18 protein-coding genes and 1 riboswitch are annotated in these 24,419 nt (G+C 70.7%); of the genes, 12 read left to right on the top strand and 6 right to left on the bottom strand.

The window, feature by feature from the left end; genetic code table 11:
* Window positions 1-105 precede the first annotated feature (105 nt).
* Window positions 106-339 carry a DUF7455 domain-containing protein gene (locus ACWGO0_RS14355; RefSeq protein ID WP_014153643.1) on the bottom strand — a complete coding sequence of 78 codons (234 nt, stop codon included), beginning with the start codon at window positions 337-339 and terminating at the stop codon, window positions 106-108.
* A 439-nt stretch (window positions 340-778) separates the two neighbouring features.
* On the opposite strand from ACWGO0_RS14355, the gene ACWGO0_RS14350 reads away from it, so the two are divergent.
* The 3 genes from ACWGO0_RS14350 to ACWGO0_RS14340 all read left to right on the top strand — a co-directional run bounded on the left by ACWGO0_RS14350 (window position 779) and on the right by ACWGO0_RS14340 (window position 5,225).
* Entirely contained in the window at window positions 779-2,911 is a 2,133-nt protein-coding gene (locus ACWGO0_RS14350) for a DNA gyrase/topoisomerase IV subunit B (RefSeq protein ID WP_453533239.1), read from the top strand.
* A gap of 266 nt (window positions 2,912-3,177) precedes the next feature.
* On the top strand, window positions 3,178-3,621 hold the full coding sequence (locus ACWGO0_RS14345) for a DUF485 domain-containing protein (protein ID WP_453533354.1): 444 nt from the start codon (window positions 3,178-3,180) through the stop codon (window positions 3,619-3,621).
* The gene (locus ACWGO0_RS14340; RefSeq protein WP_453533237.1) at window positions 3,618-5,225 is read left to right on the top strand and encodes a solute symporter family protein; all 1,608 of its coding nucleotides are present in this window, start codon (window positions 3,618-3,620) and stop codon (window positions 5,223-5,225) included. Before ACWGO0_RS14345 ends, ACWGO0_RS14340 begins: the two co-directional genes overlap by 4 nt.
* A gap of 4 nt (window positions 5,226-5,229) precedes the next feature.
* Here ACWGO0_RS14340 and ACWGO0_RS14335 read toward each other — a convergent pair whose 3' ends face one another.
* From ACWGO0_RS14335 to ACWGO0_RS14325, 3 genes are all read right to left on the bottom strand, one after another.
* Window positions 5,230-5,907 (bottom strand): DUF7342 family protein, encoded by a 678-nt coding sequence (locus ACWGO0_RS14335; protein WP_453533234.1) that lies wholly within the window; start codon window positions 5,905-5,907, stop codon window positions 5,230-5,232.
* Window positions 5,904-7,580: a sensor histidine kinase gene (locus ACWGO0_RS14330; RefSeq protein ID WP_453533231.1), complete on the bottom strand. Its 1,677-nt coding sequence runs from the start codon at window positions 7,578-7,580 to the stop codon at window positions 5,904-5,906. The genes ACWGO0_RS14335 and ACWGO0_RS14330 overlap by 4 nt, the downstream gene beginning before the upstream one ends.
* A gap of 70 nt (window positions 7,581-7,650) precedes the next feature.
* Window positions 7,651-8,937 (bottom strand): citrate/2-methylcitrate synthase, encoded by a 1,287-nt coding sequence (locus ACWGO0_RS14325; RefSeq protein ID WP_453533228.1) that lies wholly within the window; start codon window positions 8,935-8,937, stop codon window positions 7,651-7,653.
* 121 nt (window positions 8,938-9,058) lie between these two features.
* On the opposite strand from ACWGO0_RS14325, the gene ACWGO0_RS14320 reads away from it, so the two are divergent.
* On the top strand, window positions 9,059-10,222 hold the full coding sequence (locus ACWGO0_RS14320) for a citrate synthase (RefSeq protein ID WP_453533351.1): 1,164 nt from the start codon (window positions 9,059-9,061) through the stop codon (window positions 10,220-10,222).
* A gap of 22 nt (window positions 10,223-10,244) precedes the next feature.
* The gene (locus ACWGO0_RS14315; RefSeq protein WP_453533225.1) at window positions 10,245-11,336 is read left to right on the top strand and encodes a CobW family GTP-binding protein; all 1,092 of its coding nucleotides are present in this window, start codon (window positions 10,245-10,247) and stop codon (window positions 11,334-11,336) included.
* Between the two features lie 37 nt (window positions 11,337-11,373).
* Here ACWGO0_RS14315 and ACWGO0_RS14310 read toward each other — a convergent pair whose 3' ends face one another.
* Complete coding sequence (locus ACWGO0_RS14310) at window positions 11,374-13,824, bottom strand: DNA gyrase/topoisomerase IV subunit A (protein WP_453533222.1); 2,451 nt, start codon at window positions 13,822-13,824, stop codon at window positions 11,374-11,376.
* A 261-nt stretch (window positions 13,825-14,085) separates the two neighbouring features.
* Between ACWGO0_RS14310 and ACWGO0_RS14305 the strand changes: the two genes are divergently transcribed.
* The 4 genes from ACWGO0_RS14305 to ACWGO0_RS14290 all read left to right on the top strand — a co-directional run bounded on the left by ACWGO0_RS14305 (window position 14,086) and on the right by ACWGO0_RS14290 (window position 19,037).
* The gene (locus ACWGO0_RS14305; RefSeq protein WP_453533219.1) at window positions 14,086-15,453 is read left to right on the top strand and encodes a M16 family metallopeptidase; all 1,368 of its coding nucleotides are present in this window, start codon (window positions 14,086-14,088) and stop codon (window positions 15,451-15,453) included.
* Between the two features lie 26 nt (window positions 15,454-15,479).
* Window positions 15,480-16,862 (top strand): M16 family metallopeptidase, encoded by a 1,383-nt coding sequence (locus tag ACWGO0_RS14300; protein ID WP_453533348.1) that lies wholly within the window; start codon window positions 15,480-15,482, stop codon window positions 16,860-16,862.
* A 221-nt stretch (window positions 16,863-17,083) separates the two neighbouring features.
* A riboswitch (cyclic di-AMP (ydaO/yuaA leader) is annotated at window positions 17,084-17,251 on the top strand.
* Window positions 17,252-17,264: 13 nt separating this feature from the next.
* Window positions 17,265-18,080 carry a M23 family metallopeptidase gene (locus ACWGO0_RS14295; RefSeq protein ID WP_453533216.1) on the top strand — a complete coding sequence of 272 codons (816 nt, stop codon included), beginning with the start codon at window positions 17,265-17,267 and terminating at the stop codon, window positions 18,078-18,080.
* A gap of 252 nt (window positions 18,081-18,332) precedes the next feature.
* The gene (locus tag ACWGO0_RS14290) at window positions 18,333-19,037 is read left to right on the top strand and encodes a GntR family transcriptional regulator (protein ID WP_453533213.1); all 705 of its coding nucleotides are present in this window, start codon (window positions 18,333-18,335) and stop codon (window positions 19,035-19,037) included.
* A 161-nt stretch (window positions 19,038-19,198) separates the two neighbouring features.
* Here the strand turns inward: ACWGO0_RS14290 and ACWGO0_RS14285 are convergent, their stop codons facing one another.
* Complete coding sequence (locus ACWGO0_RS14285; RefSeq protein ID WP_453533210.1) at window positions 19,199-19,480, bottom strand: HPr family phosphocarrier protein; 282 nt, start codon at window positions 19,478-19,480, stop codon at window positions 19,199-19,201.
* 161 nt (window positions 19,481-19,641) lie between these two features.
* Here ACWGO0_RS14285 and ACWGO0_RS14280 point away from each other — a divergent pair, with 161 nt between their 5' ends.
* From ACWGO0_RS14280 to ACWGO0_RS14270, 3 genes are all read left to right on the top strand, one after another.
* Window positions 19,642-22,497, top strand: coding sequence for a bifunctional acetate--CoA ligase family protein/GNAT family N-acetyltransferase (locus ACWGO0_RS14280; protein WP_453533208.1), 2,856 nt, complete (start codon window positions 19,642-19,644; stop codon window positions 22,495-22,497).
* 87 nt (window positions 22,498-22,584) lie between these two features.
* Complete coding sequence (locus tag ACWGO0_RS14275; RefSeq protein ID WP_185297937.1) at window positions 22,585-23,181, top strand: DUF5998 family protein; 597 nt, start codon at window positions 22,585-22,587, stop codon at window positions 23,179-23,181.
* On the top strand, window positions 23,181-24,368 hold the full coding sequence (locus tag ACWGO0_RS14270; protein ID WP_453533204.1) for an alkaline phosphatase family protein: 1,188 nt from the start codon (window positions 23,181-23,183) through the stop codon (window positions 24,366-24,368). The genes ACWGO0_RS14275 and ACWGO0_RS14270 overlap by 1 nt, the downstream gene beginning before the upstream one ends.
* The last annotated feature ends 51 nt before the right edge of the window (window positions 24,369-24,419 follow it).

Here is a 24,419-nt window from a genome sequence, read left to right as displayed (position 1 = left end):
AGAGGGCATGTGAGGGCATGAGAACGGGCGGCACCCCCCTCGCGGGGGATGCCGCCCGTCGGCCGATTCAGGAACCGGACCCTGGCTCGTCGTGGATGCGAGGTGTCAGTGTTGTTCCTCGTCGGCGGCACTTGCCTGCACGGCAGTGAGCCGATCCGTCTCATCCTGTATTTCCGCGGCGATCTTCTTGAGTTCCGGCTCGAACTTGCGACCGTGGTGGGCGCAGAAGAGCAGTTCACCGCCGCTGATCAGGACGACGCGCAGGTATGCCTGGGCGCCGCAACGGTCACAGCGGTCTGCTGCGGTCAGCGGGCTCGCGGGGGTCAGAACAGTAGTCACGTCGCCTCTTCTCTAGCTCGACGAGCTGTCGTACCAGGGTCAACATCCAACCAGGCCGAAAACGTTCCCGCTCGTGGCTTTTCTTCGAAACTTCTTCTCAAGATGGCTGTCTGTTGCCGGTTGGCGGCGAATGTGCCGTATTGCGTAGCGCTACGGTTTCGCGTTGCTTGTCTTGGTGGGGTGCGTCCGCCCGGCCGGCTTGCCGGGTTGTTCATGAGGACGTGCCCGGAGCCTAAATGGTTCATGCCTCGAAGGGAACGTGATGTCCACGTCACTCCAACGAATGATCGAACGTGTATGCGACGCTGCACTAGCATAAGGATTCCCCGTGGGTGGCGTTACAACCGTTCTACCAGGGCTCTGTAGGCTCTCAGCGGCTACCGAAGCCGAGCCCGTTACCCAGTGGGCCCCAAATGAAATTCAGCGAGGAGCGAACCGCGTGACCGCCGATACGTCCGTGCCGTCCACTGCGCTGCTGACCGGAGCAGGCGGCGTCGTAGACAGGGACAGCTCCAACTACACCGCGCGGCACCTTCTGGTCCTTGAGGGGCTGGAGGCGGTTCGCAAGCGCCCGGGGATGTACATCGGGTCCACCGACAGCCGCGGCCTCATGCACTGCGTCTGGGAGATCATCGACAACTCGGTCGACGAGGCCCTCGGTGGCCACTGCGACGCCATCGAGGTCATCCTCCACGACGACGGCTCCGTCGAGGTCCGGGACAACGGCCGGGGCATCCCGGTCGACGTCGAGCCCAAGACGGGGCTCTCCGGCATCGAGGTCGTCATGACCAAGCTGCACGCAGGCGGCAAGTTCGGCGGCGGCTCGTACGCGGCCTCCGGCGGCCTGCACGGCGTGGGCGCCTCCGTCGTCAACGCGCTCTCCGCCCGGCTGGACGTCGAGGTCGACAGGAACAGCTCGACCCACTCGATCAGCTTCCGGCGCGGGGTCCCCGGGATGTTCACGGAGCAGGGCCCGGACAGCCCGTTCGATCCGGCCAACGGGCTGCGCAAGGGGAAGCGGGTTCCGAAGAACCGTACCGGTACCCGGGTGCGGTACTGGGCGGACCGGCAGATCTTCCTCAAGGACGCCAAGCTCAACCTGGAGACGCTCTACCAGCGGGCCCGGCAGACGGCCTTCCTCGTCCCCGGCCTCACCATCGTCGTCCGCGACGAGCGGGGCATAGACGGCGAGGGCAAGACGGAAGAGACGTTCCGCTTCGACGGCGGTATCAGCGAGTTCTGTGAGTACCTCGCCCAGGACAAGGCCGTCTGCGACATCCAGCGTCTGACGGGCACGGGGACGTTCAAGGAGACCGTGCCGGTCCTCGACGAGCGCGGCCACATGACGCCCACCGAGGTCACCCGCGAACTCGGCGTCGACATCGCGCTGCGCTGGGGCACCGGGTACGACACCAACGTCAAGTCCTTCGTCAACATCATCGCCACCCCCAAGGGCGGCACGCACGTGTCCGGGTTCGAACGCTCCGTGACCAAGACGGTCAACGAGGTGCTCCGCTCCGCCAAGGTGCTGCGCGTCGCCGAGGACGACATCGTCAAGGACGACGCCCTGGAGGGCCTCACGGCGGTCGTCACCGTACGCCTCGCGGAGCCGCAGTTCGAAGGGCAGACCAAGGAGGTGCTCGGCACCTCGGCGGCCAACCGGATCGTCTCCAACGTGGTGGCCAAGGAGCTCAAGGCTTTCCTGACCGACACCAAGCGGGACGCCAAGGCGCAGGCCAGGGCGGTGCTGGACAAGGCGGTGGCCGCGGCCCGTACCCGGATCGCCGCCCGCCAGCACAAGGACGCGCAGCGCCGCAAGACCGCGCTCGAGTCCTCCTCGCTGCCCGCGAAGCTCGCCGACTGCCGCAGCGACGACGTGGGCCGCAGCGAGCTCTTCATCGTGGAGGGCGACTCGGCGCTCGGTACGGCCAAGCTGGCCCGGAACAGTGAGTTCCAGGCGCTGCTGCCGATCCGGGGCAAGATCCTCAACGTTCAGAAGTCGTCCGTGTCGGACATGCTCAAGAACGCCGAGTGCGGCGCCATCATCCAGGTCATAGGAGCCGGGTCCGGGCGGACCTTCGACATCGACGCCGCCCGCTACGGCAAGATCGTCCTGCTGGTGGACGCCGACGTCGACGGCGCTCACATCCGGTGTCTGCTTCTGACCCTCTTCCAGCGGTATATGCGGCCCATGGTCGAGGCGGGCCGGGTCTTCGCCGCCGTGCCCCCGCTGCACCGGATCGAACTCGTCCAGCCCAAGAAGGGCCAGGACAAGTACATCTACACGTACTCCGACGGCGAGCTGCGGCAGACGCTGCTGGAGCTCCAGCGGAAGAACGTCCGGATCAAGGACTCGATCCAGCGTTACAAGGGTCTCGGCGAAATGGACGCGGACCAGCTCGCGGAGACCACGATGGACCCGCGGCACCGCACCCTGCGGCGGATCAACATCGGTGACCTCGAATCCTCCGAGCAGGTCTTCGATCTGCTGATGGGCAACGAGGTCGCGCCCCGCAAGGAGTTCATCACCAGCTCGGCCGCCACGCTCGACCGGTCGCGCATCGACGTCTGACCGCGCAGGGGCCTCTCACGGGGTCTATCGGTGGTCCGCTCAGGGGTCCTCCCGTACATGGGGAGGGCCCCTGACGCATGCGGTACACGCACATTCGGGCCACCGCACGACCGACCAGGGCATACATCACCTGAATAGGTGAAGCCCGGCGATGAAGTGCCCGGGATCTTCCCGATCTGCCCATTCTTGGCTACGCGGCCGAAAAGGTCCGTGGACAAGGGAGTTGTTCGGTGGAGAAGGAAGCAGGGTCCGAGGCTGCCGCAGCGGTGCGTCCGGACGACCCGTGGTACGACGAGCCGCCCCCGGGCTGGGACGAGCTGGACGGTACGGGCAGCGGCGTGCCCGCGGGACCGCCCGGGGCCGCGCTGCCGCAGCAGGGCCACAGCGCGGCGGACATCTACCTGGAAGTGCAGAACAGCGAGGCGTTCCGCGAAGTCCGCCGCCGGTACCGGCGCTTCGTGGTCCCGGCGGCCGTGGCCTTCCTCCTCTGGTACGTCGCCTACGTCGTCGCGGCCACCACGGCACACGAACTGATGGCCCGTCCGGTGATCGGCGCCGTCAACGTCGCGATGGTCGCCGGCCTCGGGCAGTTCTTCACCACCTTCCTCCTCACCTGGGCCTACGCGCGGCACGCGCGGCTGCGCAGGGACCGGGCGGCGCTCGATCTGCGCTGGGACATCCAGGAGCTGACGAGAGGGATCGGGCGTTGAGCGCGGACGAGTGGGGCGGCGATCACCAGACGCTGGCGCTCCTGCTGTTCAGCGCGTTCATCGCGGTGACACTCGGCATCACGACCTGGGTGGGCCGCAACCGGCAGGGCTCGCCGGAGGAGTTCTACGCGGGCGGGCGGCTGTTCTCCCCCATGGAGAACGGATTCGCCATCGCGGGTGACTACATGTCGGCTGCGTCCTTCCTCGGCATCTCCGGGCTGATCGCCCTCTTCGGCTACGACGGCATGCTCTACTCGGTCGGCTTCCTCGTCGCCTGGCTGGTCGTCCTGCTCCTCGTGGCCGAACTCGTCCGCAACTGCGGCCGGTTCACCCTCGCCGACGTGGTCGCCGCGCGCATGGCGGAGCGGCCGGTTCGCACCGCGGTGGGCACCTCGTCCGTCACCGTCTCCGTGCTCTACCTGGTGGCGCAGATGGTGGGTGCGGGCAGTCTCGTGGCGCTGCTCCTCGGCGGTACGAGCGAGGCCGCACGCTCCTGGACCGTCGTGGGGGTCGGGGCACTGATGGTGGTCTACGTGTCGCTGGGCGGCATGCGGGCCACCACCTGGATCCAGATCGTCAAGGCCGTCCTGCTGATGGCGGGAGCGGTCACCCTCACGGTGCTCGTCCTGGTCCATTTCCACGGCAACGTCAACGCGCTGCTCAACTCCGCCGCCGAACGCAGCGGCCACGGAGAGGACTTCCTCGCACCCGGGCTGCGGTACGGCGGCAGCTGGACGGCCCGGTTCGACTTCATCAGCCTGGGCCTGGCGCTCGTGCTCGGCACGGCCGGACTGCCGCACATCCTCTCGCGCTTCTACACCGTGCCCACGGCCCGGGCCGCCCGCCGGTCGGTCGTCTGGTCGATCGGGCTCATCGGCAGCTTCTATCTGATGACGATCGTGCTCGGGTTCGGTGCGGCGGCGCTGGTCGGCTCCGCGGAGGTTCGGGCGTCGAACGCCTCCGGGAACACGGCTGTTCCGCTGCTGGCCCTGGTGCTCGGCGGCGGTGAGGGTTCCACCGGCGGAACGGTTCTCTTCGCCGTGGTCGCGGCCATCGCCTTCGCCACCATCCTGGCGGTCGTCGCCGGGATCACGCTCGCCTCGTCGGCGTCCGTGGCCCACGACCTGTACGCCTCGCTCAGGCGTCCGGGCGCGAAGCAGCACAGCGAGGTGGCGGTCGCACGGGTCGCCGCCGCGGGCGTCGGGGTGGTCGCCATCGGGCTGGGTCTTCTCGCCCAGGACCTGAATGTCGCGTTCCTGGTCGGGCTGGCCTTCGCCGTGGCGGCATCGGCGAATCTGCCGGCCCTGCTCTACTCGTTGTTCTGGCGGAACTTCACCACGCGCGGAGCCGTCTGGGCGGTCTACGGCGGTCTGATCCCCGCCGTGCTGCTCGTCCTGCTCTCGCCGGTCGTCTCGGGGAGCCCCACCTCGCTGTTCCCGGGCGTGGACTTCCAGCTCTTCCCGCTGGAGAATCCCGGACTCGTCTCCATCCCGCTGGGTTTCCTGGCCGGCTGGCTGGGCACGGTGACCTCGCCGGAACCGCCCGACGGGGCGAAGCACGCGGAGACAGAGGTCCGCTCGCTGACCGGGGCGGGAGCGGCGTGACGGGTCAGCTGCCGGCGGCCCAGGTGTAGCGGTGTTCCGGGCGGCCCGTCTCGCCGTATCTCAGGGTCAGCCGGACCCGCCCGGTGCGCTCCAGCAGTTTCAGATAGCGCTGTGCGGTCTGCCGGCTCATCCCCGCGCTGTCCGCGATCTCCTGCGCGGAGAGTGGCTGTTCGGCGGTCCGCAGGGCGTGCCGGACGAGCTCCGCGGTGGTCGGCGAATGCCCCTTGGGGAGGTCGGGCTCGCCGACGGTCCACAGGGCGCCGAAGAGCCGGTCCACCTCGGTCTGTTCGGCCTCACCGCCGCTTTCCAGCGTGCGGTGCAGGGCCGCGTACGCCTCCAGCTTTGTGCGAAGGCCCGCGTACGTGAACGGCTTCACCAGGTACTGGAGCGCGCCGTGCCGCATCGCGGCCTGGACGGTGGCGACATCGCGTGCCGCGGTCACCATGATCACGTCCGTGTGGTGTCCGAGCGCGCGGAGTTCCCGGACCACGGAGAGACCGTTGCGGTCGGGCAGGTAGTGGTCGAGCAGGACGAGATCGACGGGCATCTCCGCGATCCTGGCGAGCGCCTCGGCGGCGGTGTGGGCCTGGGCGGCCACCCGGAAGCCGGGCACCTTGGAGACGTACGCCGCGTTGATCTGTGCGACGCGGACGTCGTCGTCGACGATCAGCACCTCGATCACGGGGTCTCTCCTGTCGTGGCGAGCGGGGTGCCCGCGGTGTCCGGGGCGGGGGCATCGGGCTGGTGCAGGGCCTCCGGGAGGACGACCGTGAACACCGCCCCGCCTTCCTCGGCCGTGGCGACGGCCACGCTTCCGCCCTGGCGTTCGGCCAGCCGTCGTACCAGCGGGAGCCCCAGACCGCGCTTGCCGTGCGCCGGGAGCTCCTTGGTGGACCAGCCCTCCGTAAAGATCGATTCGCGCTGGTCGGACGGGACGCCGGCGCCGCTGTCCCGTACCCGGAGAATCACCGCACGGTCCTCCGCCCACAGCCCGACCTCGATGAGGGCGTCCGCCGACCCGGCCGCGGCGTCCAGCGCGTTGTCGACGAGGTTGCCGACGACCGTGACCAGGCCGCGCGGGTCCACCAGGCGGTCCGGGAGCAGGGTGCCCGGAGCCATGCGCAGCGAGACCCCGCGCTCGGCGGACACCGTGGCCTTGCCGACCAGGAGCGCGGCCAGCAGCGGATCGTGGACGCGCTCGGTGACCTGTTCCGCGGTCGCGCGGTGGACGCCCACGACCTCGGTGACGAACTCCATGGCGTCGTCGTGCATCTCCAGCTCCAGCAGCCCGAGGAGGGTGTGCAGCCGGTTGGCGTGTTCGTGGTCCTGGGCGCGCAGGGCGTCGATCAGACCGCGGGTGGAGTCGAGCTCGCGGCCCAGGTGTTCGAGTTCCGTGCGGTCGCGGAGGGTGGCCACGGCGCCGCCGTCGTCGGTGGGCATCCGGTTGGCGAGCAGGACGCGGCTGCCGCACACGGTCAGCAGGTCGTCGCCGACCACCCGGCCTGCCAGCACATCCGCGGTCCTGCCCTCGCCCAGCGCCTCGTCGAGCGGCCGGCCCGCGGCGTCGGGACCGAGGCCGAGCAGGCGCTGCGCCTCGTCGTTCAGCAGCCGGATGCGGCCGGTCCTGTCGAGGGCGACGACTCCTTCGCGAATGCTGTGGAGCATGGCCTCGCGCTCCGTGAGCAGCGCCGAGATATCGGAGAAGGCCAGGTCATGGGTCTGCCGCTGGAGCCGGCGTGAGATCAGATACGCGGCGAGCGCGCCGACGGCCAGCGCTCCGCCCGCAAGGGCGAGCAGCCCGGGAATCGCCGCCAGCAGCCGGGCGCGGACGCTGTCGTAGGCGATGCCGACGGAGACCGCCCCCACGATCCGGTCGGAGGCGTCGTGGAGGGGCACCTTCCCGCGGGCCGAGCGGCCGAGCGTACCGCTGTCGATCTCCATGACGTCCCGGCCCGCGAGCGCCTCACTGGGGTCCGTGGACACGACCCTGCCGATCTGCCGGCTGTCGGTGTGCGACCAGCGCACCCCGCGCCTGTCCATCACCACGACGTACTCGGCGCCGGTGGCCTTCCGGATCCGTTCGGCCGCTGTCTGCACGGGTCCGCCCGGGGTCGGCTCCGTGGCCAGCAAGGACGTCGTGATCTGGGACTGGGCGGCGGTGCTCTGGGCTATGGCGAGGGCGCGGCGCATCGCCTGGTCGTCCAGCTGGGCGCTGAGCGGGGCCAGGAAGAGGCCGGTGACCAGCACCGTCACTCCGGTGATGATGGTCAGCTGGATCAGGAGGACCTGCGAGAAGACCCGTTTCGGCCAGCCGAGCCGGCGGGGTCCCCGGGCGGTGGTCGGCGGGGTGTTCACCGTACGAACGGTAAAGGGCGTCCGGGCCTTTCCGAAATTTCCGCTTCCGGAATCTCCGCGACGGACCGGGCTAGGCGGAGGCCAGGGGCAGGGGCTGCGGCGGACGTGGGCCTTCGTACTGACCGATGGGCCGCATCCGCAGCGGACGTTCCGCGTACTCCTCCAGCGCGTGAGCGATCCAGCCCGCCGTACGGGACACCGCGAACACGGTCTCGCCCGCCTCCGCGGGCATGCCGCACGCGACGGAGAGCACCGCGAGCGCCAGGTCGACGTTGGCGTGCAGCGGGGTGTGGCGGGCGGTCGTGGTGACCACGTCACGGGCCGCCGCCAGCACCGGGACCGCTTGCGGTACCTCCGCGAGCAGGGCGAACAGGGCCGTCGCGCGCGGGTCCTCGCCCGTGTAGAGGCGGTGCCCCAGGCCCGGGACCCGGCGGCCGGTACGGAGATGGTCGGCGACGACCGGGGCCGCGCCGCCGCGGTCCACGACCTCGGCCAGCACGCGGTGGGCCAGACCGCTCGCGGCGCCGTGCAGCGGTCCCTCCAGGACGCCGAGGCCCGCGGAGACCACGGCGTACGGATGGGCGTGGGCGGAGGCGGCGACCCGCGCGGCCAGCGTCGATGCGGCGAGGTCGTGGTCGGCCAGCAGGGCGAGGGCGGTGTCCAGGACGGTGAGCGATGCGGCGTCGGCCGGTTGTGTGGTGAGCCTCGGCCACAGCTGACGGGCGATGCCCGTGCCGGCTTCCTCCACGGGGAGCGCCTGCCCTCCGGCCATCGGCAGGGCGCCCACGAGGGTGGGGATCAGGCCGCGCGCGCTGTTGAGGACGCCCCGCGGGCTGAGGTCGAAGCGCAGCGGATCGGCGGCTGCCGCGGCGACGAGCGCGACCCGCAGGCGGTCCGTGGAGCCGCTGTGCGCGGGCAGCGCGCCAACCGTCCGCCGCGCCGCCGCGAGGGACTCGGGGGGTGCGGTGAAGCGGACGCCCGGCCGGAACTCGCCGGTCCAGATCCACTCGGCGACCTCCTCGTAGCCGTGGTGACGGGCCAGCTCCGTCGCGTCGACGCCGCGGAACCAGAACCGGTCGCCGTCGATGAGAGTGATGCCGGTACGGAAGACCAGACCGTCGTCCGCGGGTGCGGGTTCCCGCCGTCCCGTACGCCTGACCAGCGCTTCGACCTCGGCGGCGTCGAATGTGCTGCCGCGTCCCCCGGGGGCGCGCCTGCTGCTCAGCTGGCCCCGGCTGACGTAGGCGTACACGGTTTCGGGCTTCACGCCCAGCAGTTCCGCGGTCTCCCGCGTCGTGAGCCGTGGGCCCTCCACCGCGTCTCCCGTGCCCGGGCGCTGCGCTGCTTGATCCGTCATGGTGTCCACTGTATCCATCGAGGCATGTATTGATTCAATCAATATTGACAGAATGAAAGTCAAGCATGGACAGTCGAATCAATACATGGAGATCCCATGGATCACGGAAGAGGGTCCCGACATGTCTGCCATGGCCACTGACACCGCACCGCTCGACGTACCCCGCGGCCTCGCGGGCGTCGTCGTCACCGAAACCGCTCTCGGCGACGTCCGGGGGCGTGAGGGCTTCTACCACTACCGGCAGTACTCGGCGATCGAGCTGGCGCAGAGCCGCAGCTTCGAGGACATCTGGTACCTGATGTTCTACGGAGAGCTGCCCGACCGGGCCGCCCTCGCCGGCTTCACGGCCCGCACCGCGGCGCTGCGCCACCTGCCCGACGAGGTAACACAGGCCCTGCCCGCAATCGCCAGGGCGGGCGCCGTGTCAGGACCGCTCGCCGGGTTGCGTACGGCCCTCTCGCTGCTCGGCGCCTCGGCCGGATTCCGTCCGGTGTACGACATCGACGCCGAGCGCCGCCGCGACGACGCCCTCGCGGCCTGCGCCGCCGTCCCGACCGTGCTCACCGCCCTGCACCGGCTCGGCCAGGGACTCGAACCCGTCGAGCCGCGCGACGACCTGCCCTACGCCGCGAACTACCTGTACATGCTCACCGGCTCGGAACCGGACACCGCACGGGTCAGGGCCGTCGAGCAGTACCTCATCTCCACCGTCGACCACGGCTTCAACGCCTCGACGTTCACCGGCCGGGTCGTCGCCTCCACCGGCGCCGACATCGCCGCCTGCCTGGTCGCCTCGGTCGGCGCGCTCTCCGGACCGCTGCACGGCGGCGCCCCCAGCCGCGCCCTGGACACGCTGGACGCGATCGGCACCCCCGACCGCATCGACGGCTGGATCCGGGAGCGCGTCCTCGCGGGCGAGCGGATCATGGGCTTCGGGCACCCCGTGTACCGCACCGAGGACCCTCGTTCGCGGATGCTGCGTTCCCTCGCGCAGAGCTTCGGCGGACCGCTCGTCGACTTCGCGGTCGAGGTCGAACAGCAGGTGGAGGCGATCCTCGCCGAGCTCAAGCCGGGGCGCGAGCTGCACACCAACGTCGAGTTCTACGCGGGCGTCGTCATGGAGCTCTGCGGTCTGCCGCGCGAGATGTTCACGCCCACCTTCTGCGCGGCGCGGGTGATCGGCTGGAGCGCCAATATCCTGGAGCAGGCGGAGGACTCGAAGATCATCCGCCCGGCGGCCCGCTATGTCGGCACGCCGCCGCCCCAGCCGGTCCCGGCACCCTGACAGGCCACGAGAAAGGCCCCCGTTGACCCCGCCCCGTACCCCTCAGATCCCGGTCATCGTCCTGGCGGGCTTCCTGGGTTCCGGAAAGACGACGCTGCTCAACCACCTCCTCCAGCACCGCGCGGGCAACCGGATCGGTGTGATCGTCAATGACTTCGGTTCCATCGAGATCGACGCCATGACCGTCGCGGGGCAGGTCGGCTCGACGGTCTCGCTGGGCAACGGCTGTCTGTGCTGCGCCGTCGACGCGAGCGAACTCGACACCTATCTGGACACCCTGACCAGGCCCGCCGCCCGTCTCGATGTGATCGTCATCGAGGCGAGCGGCCTCGCCGAACCCCAGGAGCTCGTACGCATGCTCCTGGCCAGCGGCAACCCGCGCATCCGGTACGGGGGACTGGTCGAGGTCGTCGACGCGGCCGAATTCGAAGGCACCCGGGAGCGCCATCCGGAGATCGACCGCCATCTCGCGGTCGCCGACCTCGTCGTGCTGAACAAGACCGACCGGGTCGACGAGGCGGAACACGCGCGGCTGCGGGAGGCGGTCGAGGCGGCGGGCAGCCGGGCGGCCGTCGTCTCCGCCGCGTACGGCCGGATCGATCCCGGACTGCTCTTCGATCCCGTCCTGCGGCACGACGAGGACGAGCAGGCCCGTCAGCTCACCTTCGAGGATCTCTTCCTGGAGGAGCGGGCGGCACGGGACGGTGCGGAGCACCCGGGGCATCTCCACACGGCGTACGAGAGCGTCTCCTTCACCGCCGACGTCCCGATGGACCCCCGCCGCCTGATGAGTTTCCTCGACTCCAGGCCCGAGGGGCTCTACCGGATCAAGGGCTTCGCCGATTTCGGCGCGGGGGACCCCGACAACCGGTACGCCCTGCACGCGGTCGGCCGGTTCCTGCGCTTCGTTCCGCAGGAGTGGGGGCGGGGCGAGCAGCGGCTCACCCAGCTCGTGCTGATCGGTTCGGGCATCGACGCGGAGGCGCTGCACAAGGAGCTCTCCGACTGCCGCGAGAGCGGCCCACCGGCGCCGGACGTCTCCGTTGCCGGTGAGCACGAGCGGAGCATGTGGGGCGTCCTGCGGTACGTGAGGCAACCGGACGACGACGCGTAGCCGTTGGGCCGACCCGCGCCGTCGTCCGGAAGGGTGCCTACACCGGTCCGGCGATCACCGAGACAGGGCTTGTCAGCGGGGTGCCCGAACCGTCACGGCGCGGATCGGGCTCCGGCAGCTGCGCCGGTGTCCCGTTCTTCTGCGCCGCCCGTGCCGGGACCGCGCCGGCCCAGGCGAAGACGAGGACGTCCTCGCCCTTGAGGAAGCGCTGACAGCGCACACCGCCGGTGGCCCGGCCCTTGCGCGGGTACTGGTCGAACGGGGTGAGCTTCGACGTCAGCTCCGAATCGTCGAGCGTGCCGTGCGAGCCCGCCACCGTGAACACCATCGCGTCCACCGCCGGGTCCACCGCGGCGAACGAGAGCACCTCGGCCCCAGCCGCGAGCTTGACGCCCGCCATACCGCCCGCCGGGCGGCCCTGGGGACGCACCTGAGCGGCCGGGTAACGCAGCAGCTGGGCATCGGACGTGATGAAGACCAGGTCTTCCTCACCCGTACGCAGCTCGACCGCGCCGACGATCCGGTCACCGTCCTTGAGCGTGATGACCTCCAACTCGTCCTTGTTGGGCGGGTAGTCGGGCACCACACGCTTCACCACCCCCTGCAGGGTGCCGATCGCCAGACCGGGCGACTCCTCGTCCAGTGTGGTGAGACAGACAAGCTCCTCGTCCGTCTCCAGCGAAAGGAACTCCGAGACCGGCGCCCCTCCCGACAGGTTGGGGGCCGCATGCGTGTCCGGGAGCCGCGGCAGGTCGATCACCGACAGCCGCAGCAGCCGGCCGGTCGAGGTGACCGCGCCCACGTCGCCGCGCGCCGTCGCGGGGACGGACGACACGATCACGTCGTGCTTGGCACGCTTCGCGTCCTCGCCGATGACGATCGGGTCGGCGTTGGCCGTACGGGCGAGCAGCCCGGTGGAGGAGAGCAGCACCCGGCACGGGTCGTCCGCCACCTCCAGCGGCACGGAGGCGACCTGCGAACCCGCCGACTCCAGGAGCACCGTACGGCGGTCGGTGCCGAACTTCTTCGCCACCGCGGCCAGTTCGCCGGAGACGAGCTTGCGCAGCTCCGCGTCCGAGTCGAGGATCGCGGACAGCTGGTCGATCTCGGTGTTGAGCCGGTCGCGCTCGCTCTCCAGCTCGATCCGGTCGAACCGGGTGAGCCTGCGCAGGGGAGTGTCCAGGATGTACTGCGTCTGGATCTCGCTCAGCGAGAAGCGCTCCATGAGCCGCTCCTTCGCCTGCGCCGAGTTGTCACTGTCCCGGATGAGACGGATGACCTCGTCGATGTCGACGAGCGCGACGAGCAGACCCTCGACCAGGTGCAGCCGGTCGCGGCGCTTGGTCCTGCGGAACTCGCTGCGTCTGCGCACCACCTCGAAGCGGTGGTCGAGGTAGACCTCCAGGAGCTCCTTGAGCCCCAGGGTGAGCGGCTGGCCGTCGACCAGAGCCACGTTGTTGATGCCGAAGGACTCCTCCATCGGCGTCAGCTTGTAGAGCTGTTCGAGCACCGCCTCCGGTACGAAGCCGTTCTTGACCTCGATCACCAGACGCAGGCCGTGCGAGCGGTCGGTGAGGTCCTTGACGTCCGCGATGCCCTGGAGCTTCTTCGCCGAGACCAGGTCCTTGATCTTGGCGATCACCTTCTCCGGGCCGACGGTGAAGGGCAGTTCGGTGACGACGAGGCCCTTGCGGCGGGCCGTGACGTCCTCCACGGCGACCGTGGCGCGGATCTTGAACGTGCCGCGGCCTGCCGCGTACGCGTCCTTGATCCCGCCGAGGCCGACGATCCGGCCCCCGGTCGGCAGGTCCGGACCCGGGACGAACCGCATCAGGGTCTCCAGGTCCGCGCCCGGGTGCCTGATGAGGTGGCGGGCGGCGGCGATGACCTCGCCCAGGTTGTGCGGCGGCATGTTGGTCGCCATGCCGACCGCGATCCCGGTCGTGCCGTTGACCAGGAGGTTCGGGTACGCCGCGGGGAGGACGACGGGCTCCCGCTCCTGGCCGTCGTAGTTCGACTGGTAGTCGACGGTGTCCTCGTCGATCGACTCCGTCATCAGCGACGTGGCGTCGGCCATACGGCATTCGGTGTACCGCATGGCGGCGGGCGGGTCGTCGTTACCCAGCGAGCCGAAGTTTCCGTGTCCGTCGACGAGCGGGAGGCGCATCGAGAACGGCTGCGCCATGCGCACCAGCGCGTCGTAGATCGACGCGTCGCCGTGCGGGTGCAGCTTGCCCATGACTTCGCCGACGACGCGGGCGCACTTCACATAGCCGCGGTCGGGGCGCAGCCCCATCTCGTTCATCTGGGACACGATGCGGCGGTGCACCGGCTTCATGCCGTCGCGGGCGTCGGGCAGGGCCCTGGAGTAGATCACCGAGTAGGCGTACTCGAGGAAGGAGCCCTGCATTTCGTCGACAACGTCGATATCGAGGATCCTCTCCTCGAAGTCGTCCGGCGGCGGGGTCTTCGTGCTGCGGCGGGCCATCGCTGCTGCGACTCCTTCACGGATTCTGTTCGGGCAACCTCAGGTTCTGACGCGGACCATTGTGGACCGCCGCACTGACAACGCCGACCTCGACCCGTCCGAAGCGGTCCTGCGGGCCCCGCGGGAGGCCCGGTTTACGGCAGCATCTACGACAACATCCACGGAAACATCCACGGAACGGGAACTTCGCCAGGTGTCGGTGCGCTTGCTTAGAGTGGCAGGTCTGGCAGGAAAACCTGTATCGCGATCGAAGGGACGTACATGCCCATGGGTCACACGGCCACAGCTCAGGCCGGCTCCGGCGGCAGAACAGCGACCGAGCACCGCCTGGCCAACGGCCTGCGTGTGGTGCTCTCCGAGGACCATCTGACCCCGGTCGCCGCGGTCTGCCTCTGGTACGACGTCGGTTCCCGCCACGAGGTCAAGGGGCGCACCGGTCTGGCTCACCTCTTCGAGCACCTGATGTTCCAGGGCTCGGGCCAGGTCAAGGGGAACGGGCACTTCGAGCTCGTACAGGGAGCCGGCGGTTCGCTGAACGGCACGACCAGCTTCGAGCGGACCAACTACTTCGAGGTCATGCCCACGCATCAGCTGGAGCTGGCGCTCTGGCTCGAGGCCGACCGCATGGGCTCACTTCTCGCCGCTCTTGACGAGGAGTCCATGGAGAACCAGCGCGACGTCGTGAAGAACGAGCGTCGCCAGCGGTACGACAACGTTCCGTACGGCACGGCCTTCGAGAAGCTGACGGCCCTCGCCTACCCGGAAGGCCACCCGTACCACCACACCCCGATCGGCTCGATGGCCGACCTGGACGCCGCGACCCTGGAGGACGCGCGCACGTTCTTCCGTACGTACTACGCGCCCAACAACGCGGTGCTCTCGGTGGTCGGCGACATCGACCCGGAGGAGACCCTCGCCTGGGTCGAGAAGTACTTCGGTTCCATCCCGTCCCACGACGGCAAGCAGCCGCCGCGTGACGGCACGCTGCCCGGCATCATCGGCGAGCAGCTGCGCGAAGTGGTCCACGCCGAGGTCCCGGCGCGCGCCCTGATGGCGGCCTACCGGCTGCCGCACGACGGCACCCGGGAGTGCGACGCCGCGGATCTGGCGCTGACCGTGCTCGGCGGCGGCGAGTCCTCCCGGCTGCACAACCGGCTGGTCCGCCGCGACCGTACGGCGGTGGCCGCCGGCTTCGGGCTGCTGAGGCTGTCCGGAGCGCCCTCGCTCGGCTGGCTGGACGTCAAGACGTCCGGCGGCGTCGAGGTGCCGCAGATCGAGGCCGCGGTCGACGAGGAGCTGGCCAGGTTCGCCGCCGAGGGCCCCACGCCCGAGGAAATGGAGCGGGCCCAGGCACAGTTGGAGCGCGAGTGGCTGGACCGGCTCGGTACGGTCGAGGGCCGCGCCGATGAACTGTGCCGGTACGCCGTGCTGTTCGGCGACCCGCAGCTGGCCCTGACGGCCGTGCAGCGGGTGCTCGACGTCACCGCCGAGGAGGTCCAGGCGGCCGCCAAGGCCGCTCTGCGCCCCGACAACCGGGCGGTCCTGGTCTATGAACCGCTCGAATCGCCGGACGACGCCGGTACAGATGCCGACGCGGGCACCGACACGCACGAAGGGGCGGAGCAGTGAGCGACGCCGCTGTGACTGGAGTAGCGATGGAGTACCACCCGCAGCCGACCGCGGGCGTGGCCAGGCCCTGGGCCTTCCCCGCACCCGAGCGTGGCGCCCTGCCCAACGGTCTCACCGTGCTGCGCTGCCACCGCCCCGGCCAGCAGGTGGTCGCGGTGGAGATCTTCCTCGACGCGCCGCTGGACGCGGAGCCCGAGGGTCTCGACGGCGTGGCCACGATCATGGCGCGCGCCCTTTCCGAGGGCACGGACAAGCACTCCGCCGAGGAGTTCGCCGCCGAGCTGGAGCGCTGCGGCGCGACGCTCGACGCGCACGCCGACCACCCCGGCGTCCGGGTCTCCCTGGAGGTCCCGGTCTCCCGGCTGACCAAGGCGCTCGGGCTTGTCGCCGAAGCGCTGCGGGCGCCCGCCTTCTCCGAGAGCGAGATCGAGCGGCTCGTCGGCAACCGGCTCGACGAGATCCCGCACGAGCAGGCCAACCCCGCCCGCAGGGCGGCCAAGCAGCTCTCCAAGGAGCTCTTCCCCGCCACGGCTCGGATGTCGCGTCCGCGCCAGGGCACCGAGGAGACGGTGAAGCGGATCGACGCGGCGGCCGTGCGCGCCTTCTACGACGCGCACATCCGTCCGTCCACCGCCACGGCGGTCGTCGTCGGCGACCTCACCGGGGTCGACGTGGACGCGCTCCTCGCCGAGACCGTCGGTGACTGGTCGGGCAACGCCGCCGAGCCCCGCCCCGTCCCGCCCATCACCGCCGACGACCGCGGCCGGGTGGTGATCGTGGACCGTCCCGGCGCGGTCCAGACACAGCTGCTGATCGGCCGCATCGGCGCAGACCGGCACGACAGCGTCTGGCCGGCCCAGGTCCTCGGCACGTACTGCCTGGGCGGCACCCTCACCTCGCGTCTCGACCGCGTGCTGCGCGAGGAGAAGGGCTACACCTACGGGGTACGCGCCTTCGGGCAGGTGCTGCGCTCGACGGGCCCCGGCTCCCCCTCGGGGCGTACGGGCGCTGCCATGCTGGCCATCAGCGGTTCGGTGGACACGGAGTCCACGGGACCGGCGCTGGAGGACCTCTGGAAGGTCCTGCGGACGCTGGCCGCCGAGGGGCTCACCGACGCCGAGCGCGAGACGGCCGTGCAGAACCTCGTGGGCGTCGCCCCGCTGAAGTTCGAGACGGCGGCGTCGGTGGCGGGCACCCTCGCCGACCAGGTCGAGCAGCACCTCCCGGACGACTACCAGGCCCAGCTGTACGCCCGCCTGGCCGAGACGGGCACCGTCGAGGCGACGGCCGCGGTCGTCAACGCCTTCCCGGTGGACCGGCTGGTCACGGTGCTCGTCGGTGACGCCTCGCAGATCGCGGACCCCGTCCGCGCACTGGACATCGGAGAGGTGTCGGTCGTCAGCGGCTGACGATCGGTCTGTTCAGCTTCGTACGTACAAAAGCGCGCAAAAGGGACCCCGGTGGGCAACTTCCCATCGGGGTCCTTCCCTTTTGTCCCCTTTGGTGGGGGAGTCTGCCTGTCTGCCCTGTGGGATGAACTACAAAACAGCCTGTCCGTTTGGTGATTGAAAGTTGTCCCGTTTAGCGTCGGCTCCGCTGTCCGTCACGTGCATGCCGCGTCCGCGGCGCCGGGCAGCCATCGCCGAGTCCCCGTCAGGCGCGAGCCTGGGGAGCCGGGGACCCACGAAGTCCCTGGGGTGAATCGGACGTCTGCGTTCCTTCGGGGACGGAGAGGCCCGTAGGAGACCTTCCTGCTCCGAACCCGTCAGCTAACCCGGTAGGCGAGAAGGAAGGAAAGGATCAGCCCCTCCATGGCGTTCACCCGTGCCACCGGGAAGCACCGTGCCCCGAGCCGCCTGACGCGCAAGAGCGCCCGGGTCGCCGGTATCGCGGCTCTGGCCACCACAGGCGTCATCGGCACGATGGCCTCCCCGGCCCTCGCCGCGGACGAGGCCCGTACCGTCAGCGACACCGGCCTGACCCAGGCCGTCGCCATCGACGGAACCCTCGCCGACCAGATCGCCGCCCAGGCGAAGGCTCAGGAGCAGCAGGCCGAGGCCGTCGCCAAGGCGAAGGCCAAGGTCGCCGCGGAAGCGAAGGCGAAGGCGGAGGCCAAGGCCAGGGCGAAGGCGGAGGCGAAGCGCAAGGCGGAGGCCCGCGCCGAGGAGATCCGCGAGGCCGAGGCCCGCGCCGCCCGTGCGGCCGAGCGCAAGCGGCTGAACTCCTTCCACCTCCCGGTCGCCGGTTCGTCCGTCAGCACCGGCTACAAGTCCAGCGGTTCCCTCTGGTCCTCCGGCAGCCACTCCGGCGTGGACTTCCGCGCCGCGTCCGGCTCCTCCGTCGTCGCCGTCGGCGCCGGCACGGTCGTCGAGGCCGGCTGGGGCGGCGCCTACGGCAACAACATCGTGCTCCGGATGACGGACGGCACGTACACCCAGTACGGCCACCTCTCCTCGATCGGCGTCTCCGTCGGCCAGAGCGTCACCTCGGGTCAGCAGATAGGCATCTCCGGCTCGACCGGCAACTCCACCGGACCGCACCTGCACTTCGAGGCCCGGACCACTCCGGAGTACGGCTCCGACATCGACCCCGTCGCGTACCTGCGCTCGCACGGCCTGAACGTCTGAGCCGCGCGCCCCACCCCAGCGTTTCCAGAAGGCCCCGGCTCCCCGCCGGGGCCTTCGGCGTATCACCCGACGCCTTCACCGACGTGTATCGCCCGGTGCATATCGTCCGAAGCCCGTCCGCCGAAGGCTTCCGTGGCCAGAAGATATCCCTTGATTCCGTCCTGCCGTCGGAAATTCGGGCTCATTGCAATAGAGTCACGGAACAGGCGTCGATCGGCCGCGTTTCGCGGGGATTAAGGCGGAGGTTCGGACATGCGCATTCCCGCGCATTCGGTATGCACGGCAATCCGTGATGACATCGTCTCCGGTGTCTTCGATCGCGGCAGCCGCCTCACCGAGGAGTTGCTCGCGCGTCGTTACGGGGTCTCGCGCGTCCCGGTGCGCGAGGCCCTGCGCACTCTGGAGTCCGAGGGGTTCGTCGTCACGCGCCGCCACGCCGGCGCGTGCGTGGCCGAGCCCACCGAGCAGGAGGCCGCCGATCTCCTGGAGGTCCGGATGCTGCTGGAGCCGCTCGGCGCCGCGCGTGCCGCGCAGCGGCGCACCGAGGCGCATCTCAAGGTGCTGCGTGGCCTGGTCAGGCTGGGGCAGGAGCGGGTGCGGCGGGGTGAGGGGGAGGATCTGCGTTCGCTGGGCGGCTGGTTCCACGAGACGCTCGCTCAGGCTTCGGGCAGCCCCGGCCTCATCGCGCTGCTCACCCAGCTCCGGCACAAGGTCGCCTGGATGTACGTGGTCGAGCAGCCCGTACGCCCTGCGGAGTCCTGGGCCGAGCACGGCGCGATCGTGGACGCGGTCGCCCGCGGTGACGCGGACCGGGCCAGGGCGCTGGCCGTCCAGCACGCCGAGCGGGCCACCGCGGCTCACCGGCTCCGCCGCCCGGACCGCCCCGGACGCACCCCCGCGCCGCCCCGGGTGAGCTCTTCGCAACACGCCGTAAACATCGGGGGCGTCCGCCATTAACAATTACGCCGTATACAAAGAAGGCTAATTCCGCAGGGCTTTCTTTGCGCTGCCTGAATTCGAGGCGCTCGGTGCATTTCCGGAAACGAAAAAGTCGCGGCCCCCGGTCGGGGGAGCCGCGACTCGATCGCAGAAATAATTCCGGCCGGAATCGGCTGGAATCAGACGGTCTCCGGAAGCTCCTCGAGCCCCTCGGCGACCAGCTTGGCCAGGCGGTCCAGGGCGGCTTCGGAGTTGTCCGCCTCGGACGCGAGCACGATCTCCTCGCCGCCGGTGGCGCCCAGGCCGAGCACCGCGAGCATCGACGCGGCGTTCACCGGGTTGCCGTCGGCCTTGGAGATCGTCACGGGGACGCCGGAGGCCGTGGCGGCACGGACGAAGATGGAAGCGGGGCGGGCGTGCAGGCCCTCGGCCCAACCGACGTTGACGCGGCGCTCAGCCATGGTTCTGCCCTTCACGAATCAATGGTTGTCTAGACCAGTCTCTCATGCAGTGCGCACTGCTGTGCCCGGTCCCCGGCCCGGCCGCTCGGCCGGGCGAGCACCCTCAGACTGCCCCGGCCCCGATCCCTCCGCGACCGGTGCGTCGGCCGTAGGCTTTGCCCATGCAGCCCACGCCGGAGCAGAGTCCGCATCACGCGTACCCCGACCACTGGGAAGCGGACGTGGTGCTCCGCGACGGTGGTACCGCGCGCATCAGGCCGATCACCACCGACGACGCCGAGCGGCTGGTCAGCTTCTACGAGCAGGTCTCCGACGAGTCGAAGTACTACCGCTTCTTCGCCCCGTACCCGCGCCTCTCCGCCAAGGACGTGCACCGCTTCACCCATCACGACTACGTCGACCGGGTCGGTCTCGCCGTCACGACCGGGGGCGAGTTCATCGCCACCGTCCGCTACGACCGGATCGACGACCGGGGCAGGCCCGCCCCCGCCCCCGCCGACGAGGCCGAGGTCGCCTTCCTCGTCCAGGACGCCCACCAGGGCCGCGGAGTGGCCTCCGCACTCCTCGAACACATCGCGGCGGTCGCCAGGGAGCGGGGCATCCGCCGGTTCGCGGCCGAGGTGCTGCCCGCCAACAACAAGATGATCAAGGTGTTCCGGGACGCCGGCTACACCCAGCAGCGCAGCTTCGAGGACGGCTCCGTCCACCTCATGCTCGACCTCGAACCCACCGCCGAATCCCTCGCCGTCCAGCGCGGCCGTGAACAGCGCGCCGAGTCGCGGTCGGTGCAGCGGCTCCTCGCCCCCGGCTCCGTCGCCGTCGTCGGAACCGGCCGCACTCCCGGCGGGGTCGGCCGCACCGTGCTGCGCAACCTCCTCGGCTCCGGCTACACCGGACGTACGTACGCCGTGAACCGGGCCTTCGACGCCGACCTGACCGAGATCGACGGCGTCCCCGCGCACCGGTCCGTCGGCGATATCGAGGAGCAGGTCGACCTCGCGGTCCTCGCCGTGCCCGCCGACCGGGTGCCCGAGGCCGTCGCGGACTGCGGCGAGCACGGCGTCCAGGGACTCGTCGTCCTCTCCGCCGGATACGCCGAGCGGGGCGCCGAAGGGCGGGAGCGGCAGCGCGAACTCGTCCGCCAGGCACGCTCGTACGGCATGCGGATCATCGGCCCGAACGCCTTCGGCATCATCAACACCTCCGAAGCCGTCCGGCTGAACGCCTCCCTCGCCCCCGAGTCGCCCGCCGCAGGCCGCATCGGGCTCTTCACCCAGTCGGGAGCGATCGGGATCGCGCTGCTCTCCGGACTCCACCGGCGCGGCGCCGGTCTGTCCACGTTCATCTCGGCGGGCAACCGGGCCGACGTCTCCGGCAACGACTTCCTCCAGTACTGGTACGAGGACCAGGACACCGATGTCGCCCTCCTCTACCTCGAATCGCTCGGCAACCCGCGAAAGTTCACCCGCCTCGCCCGGCGGACGGCGGCCGTGAAGCCCGTGGTCGTGGTGAAGGGCGCCCGGCACAGCGGTTCCAACCCGCCGGGTCACGCCGTGCCGGTCAGCCGCATTCCCGACGCGACGGTCTCCGCGCTGATGCGGCAGGCGGGCGTGATCCGCGTCGACACGGTGACGGAGATGGTCGACGCGGGCCTGCTCCTCGCCGGTCAGCCGCTCCCGGAAGGCCCCAGGGTCGCGATCCTCGGCAACTCCGAGTCGCTCGGCCTGCTCACGTACGACGCCTGCCTCGCGGAGGGACTGCGTCCGCGTCCGCCACGCGACCTGACCACCGCGGCGAGCCCCCGGGACTTCCGCGAAGCCCTGGCCGAGGCACTCGGCGACGGGACCTGCGACGCCGTGATCGTGACCGCGATCCCCTGGGTGGGGGAGAACGGCGAGGCGGAGACGGGTGACGGCGAGGTCTTGGCCGCGGCCCTGCGCGAGGCGGCGGCCACCGGTCCCGCCAAGCCCGTCGCGGTGGTCCACGTGGAGATCGGCGGCCTGGCGGAGGCCCTGGCCGCGGCCGCCGGCACGGTCGCCCCCGCCCGGAGGGCGGCTGCCCCCGCACGGGACACCACGGCCACGCCGCCCCCCGGCGAGACCGCACCGAACCCCACCGGGAGCACCCGCGCCCCTCTCCGCACCGGGCGAATCCCCGCCTACCCGGCCGCCGAGCGGGCCGTCCGGGCGCTCGCCGAGGCGGTCAAGTACGCGCAGTGGCGCCGCCAGGCGGCCGTACCCGGCAAGGTGCCCGGCTTCGACGACACCGTCGACGAGGCCGCGGCGGCCCGCCTCATCGGCGCGCTCCTTGGCCCCGACCCCGATCCGCGGGGCCGCCCCCTCACCCACGACGAGGCCGGCGAACTGCTCGGCTCCTACGGCATCACCGTCCGGCCCACGCTGCCCGCACCCCATGCGGAGGAGGCGGTCGCCGCAGCCGAGCGGCTCGGCTACCCGGTGGCGCTCAAGACCACCGCCCCTCATCTGCGCCACCGCGCCGACCTCGGCGGCGTCCGCCTCGACCTCGCCAACGAGAGCGAGCTGCGGCGTGCGTACGGCGAGCTGACCGAGCTCCTCGGCAAACCGGCCGAGCTCCAGCCGGTCGTGCAGGCCATGGCGCCGCGCGGGGTGGACACCGTCGTCCGGGCCTCGATCGACGCGGCGGCCGGCGCCGTGCTCTCCTTCGGCCTCGCGGGCGCCCCATCCGAACTGCTCGGCGACACCGCACACCGGCTGGTCCCGGCCACCGACCGGGACGCCGCCGAGCTGATCCGCTCCATCAAGGCGGCCCCGGTCCTCTTCGGCTGGCGCGGTTCAGCCCCCGCGGACACCGCGGCGCTCGAAGAGCTGCTGCTGCGGCTGTCACGGCTGGTCGACGACCACCCGGAGGTGGTCTCCGTCGCCCTCGAACCCGTGGTCGTCGCCACCCAGGGGCTGACCGTTCTCGGCGCGAGCGTCCGGCTCGCCCCGCCCCCCGCCCGTACCGACCTCGGCCCCCGCCGCCTGCCCAGCTACTGACCGTCCCGTTTCGTCCCCGCGGGTCCGGCGGCGGGACCTGCCGCACGGCGTGCCCGGCAGCCACCGGGCCCCCGTAGGATGGTCCCTATGGCAAAGACCGGTACGACGACCCAGGGGCTGCGCGCGGCGATCGAGCGCAGCGGCTACTACCCGGCCCTCGTGGCCGAGGCGGTGGAGGCCGCCGTCGGCGGGGAGCCGGTCGCTTCGTACCTGGTGCACCAGGAGACCACCTTCGACTCCAACGAGGTGCGCCGCCATGTCACGGTGCTGGTCCTGACGGACAACCGCTTCATCGTCAGCCACACCGACGAGCAGACCGCGGACACGGATTCCCCCACACCGTTCGCCACCACCTCCACCGAGTCGGTCAAGCTCGACCGGATCTCGTCCGTCGTGCTCAGCCGCGTCGTGGCCAACCCGGAGAAGTACGTGCCGGGAACCCTGCCCCGCGAGGTCGTCCTCACCATCGGCTGGGGCGCCGTCTCCCGTATCGACCTGGAGCCCGCGGCCTGTGGCGACCCCAACTGCGAGGCCGACCACGGCTACACCGGCAGCTCCACCGCCGACGACCTGAGCCTGCGGGTCAGCGAGGCCGGTGACGGCCCGGACACCGTCCGCGAGACGCTCGCCTTCGCGCAGGCGCTCTCCGAGGCCACGGCCGCGACCGCGGCGACCGGCCGCTGATGGTCCAGCCCGCCTGGCAGGACCCTGTTCTGCTCCCCCTCGAAACCGCCCCGGTCCCCGAGTACGGGACCGGTTCGCTCTCCGACCTGCTGCCGACGCTCGTCGCGGGCCAGGGCGTACCCGGGTTCGAGGCCACGATCGCGGAGCTCGCCCCCGCCGACCGGAACTGCGTCTTCCTGATCGACGGGCTCGGCTGGGAACAGATCAAGGCCCACCCCGACGAGGCCCCGTTCCTTTACTCCCTGCTCCCTTCCTCGCGCGGCGGCACCGGCCGCCCGCTCACCGCAGGCTTCCCGTCCACCACCGCGACCTCCCTCGCCTCGGTCGGTACGGGGCTGCCGCCCGGAGAGCACGGCCTTCCCGGTTACACGGTCCGTAATCCGCAGACCGGCGACCTGATGAACCAGCTCCGCTGGCGCCCCTGGACCGAGCCGAAGATCTGGCAGCCGAACCCCACCGTCTTCAAGCTCGCCGACGCGGCGGGCGTGCGCACCGCACAGGTCTCGGCACCCACCTTCGAGCAGACCCCGCTCACCAAGGTCGCGCTCAGCGGCGGCTCCTTCATAGGCCGGCTCTCCGGCGAGGACCGGATGGACGTCGCCGCCGAACGGCTGGCCGCGGGCGACCGCTCCCTCGTCTACACGTACTACAGCGAGGTCGACGGCAAGGGGCACCGCTTCGGCGTCGACTCCGACGCCTGGCGCGGCCAGCTGATGTACGTCGACGGTCTCGCCCGGCGTCTGGCGGAACAGCTCCCGCCCCGCTCGGCCCTGTACATCACGGCCGACCACGGCATGATCGACATCCCCTTCGACGAGCAGTCCAGGATCGACTTCGACGAGGACTGGGAACTGCGCGCGGGTGTCGCCCTGCTCGGCGGCGAGGGCCGGGCCCGTCATGTGTACGCGGTCCCCGGCGCGCAGTCCGATGTGCTGACCGTCTGGCGCGAGGTGCTCGGCGAGCAGTTCTGGGTGGCGAGCCGGGACGAGGCGATCGAGGCCGGCTGGTTCGGCCCCCGGATCGACGAGCGGGTGTACGGCAGGATCGGCGACGTGGTCGCCGCTGCCCACGACGACGTGGTGATCACCGCCTCCGTCCAGGAGCCCCACGAGTCCGCGATGGTCGGCATGCACGGCTCGATGACCCCCGTCGAACAGCTCGTCCCGCTTCTCGAAGTACGCTCCTGATCCTGCGTCACCCCCCACCACCACGCCCCGCCCGAAAGGTGCTCAACCCCT

It is taken from the genome of Streptomyces sp. NPDC055749 (genome assembly GCF_053617235.1).
The sequence above is the reverse complement of the archived record's forward strand: the minus strand, read 5'-3'. Positions and strand labels throughout refer to the sequence as shown.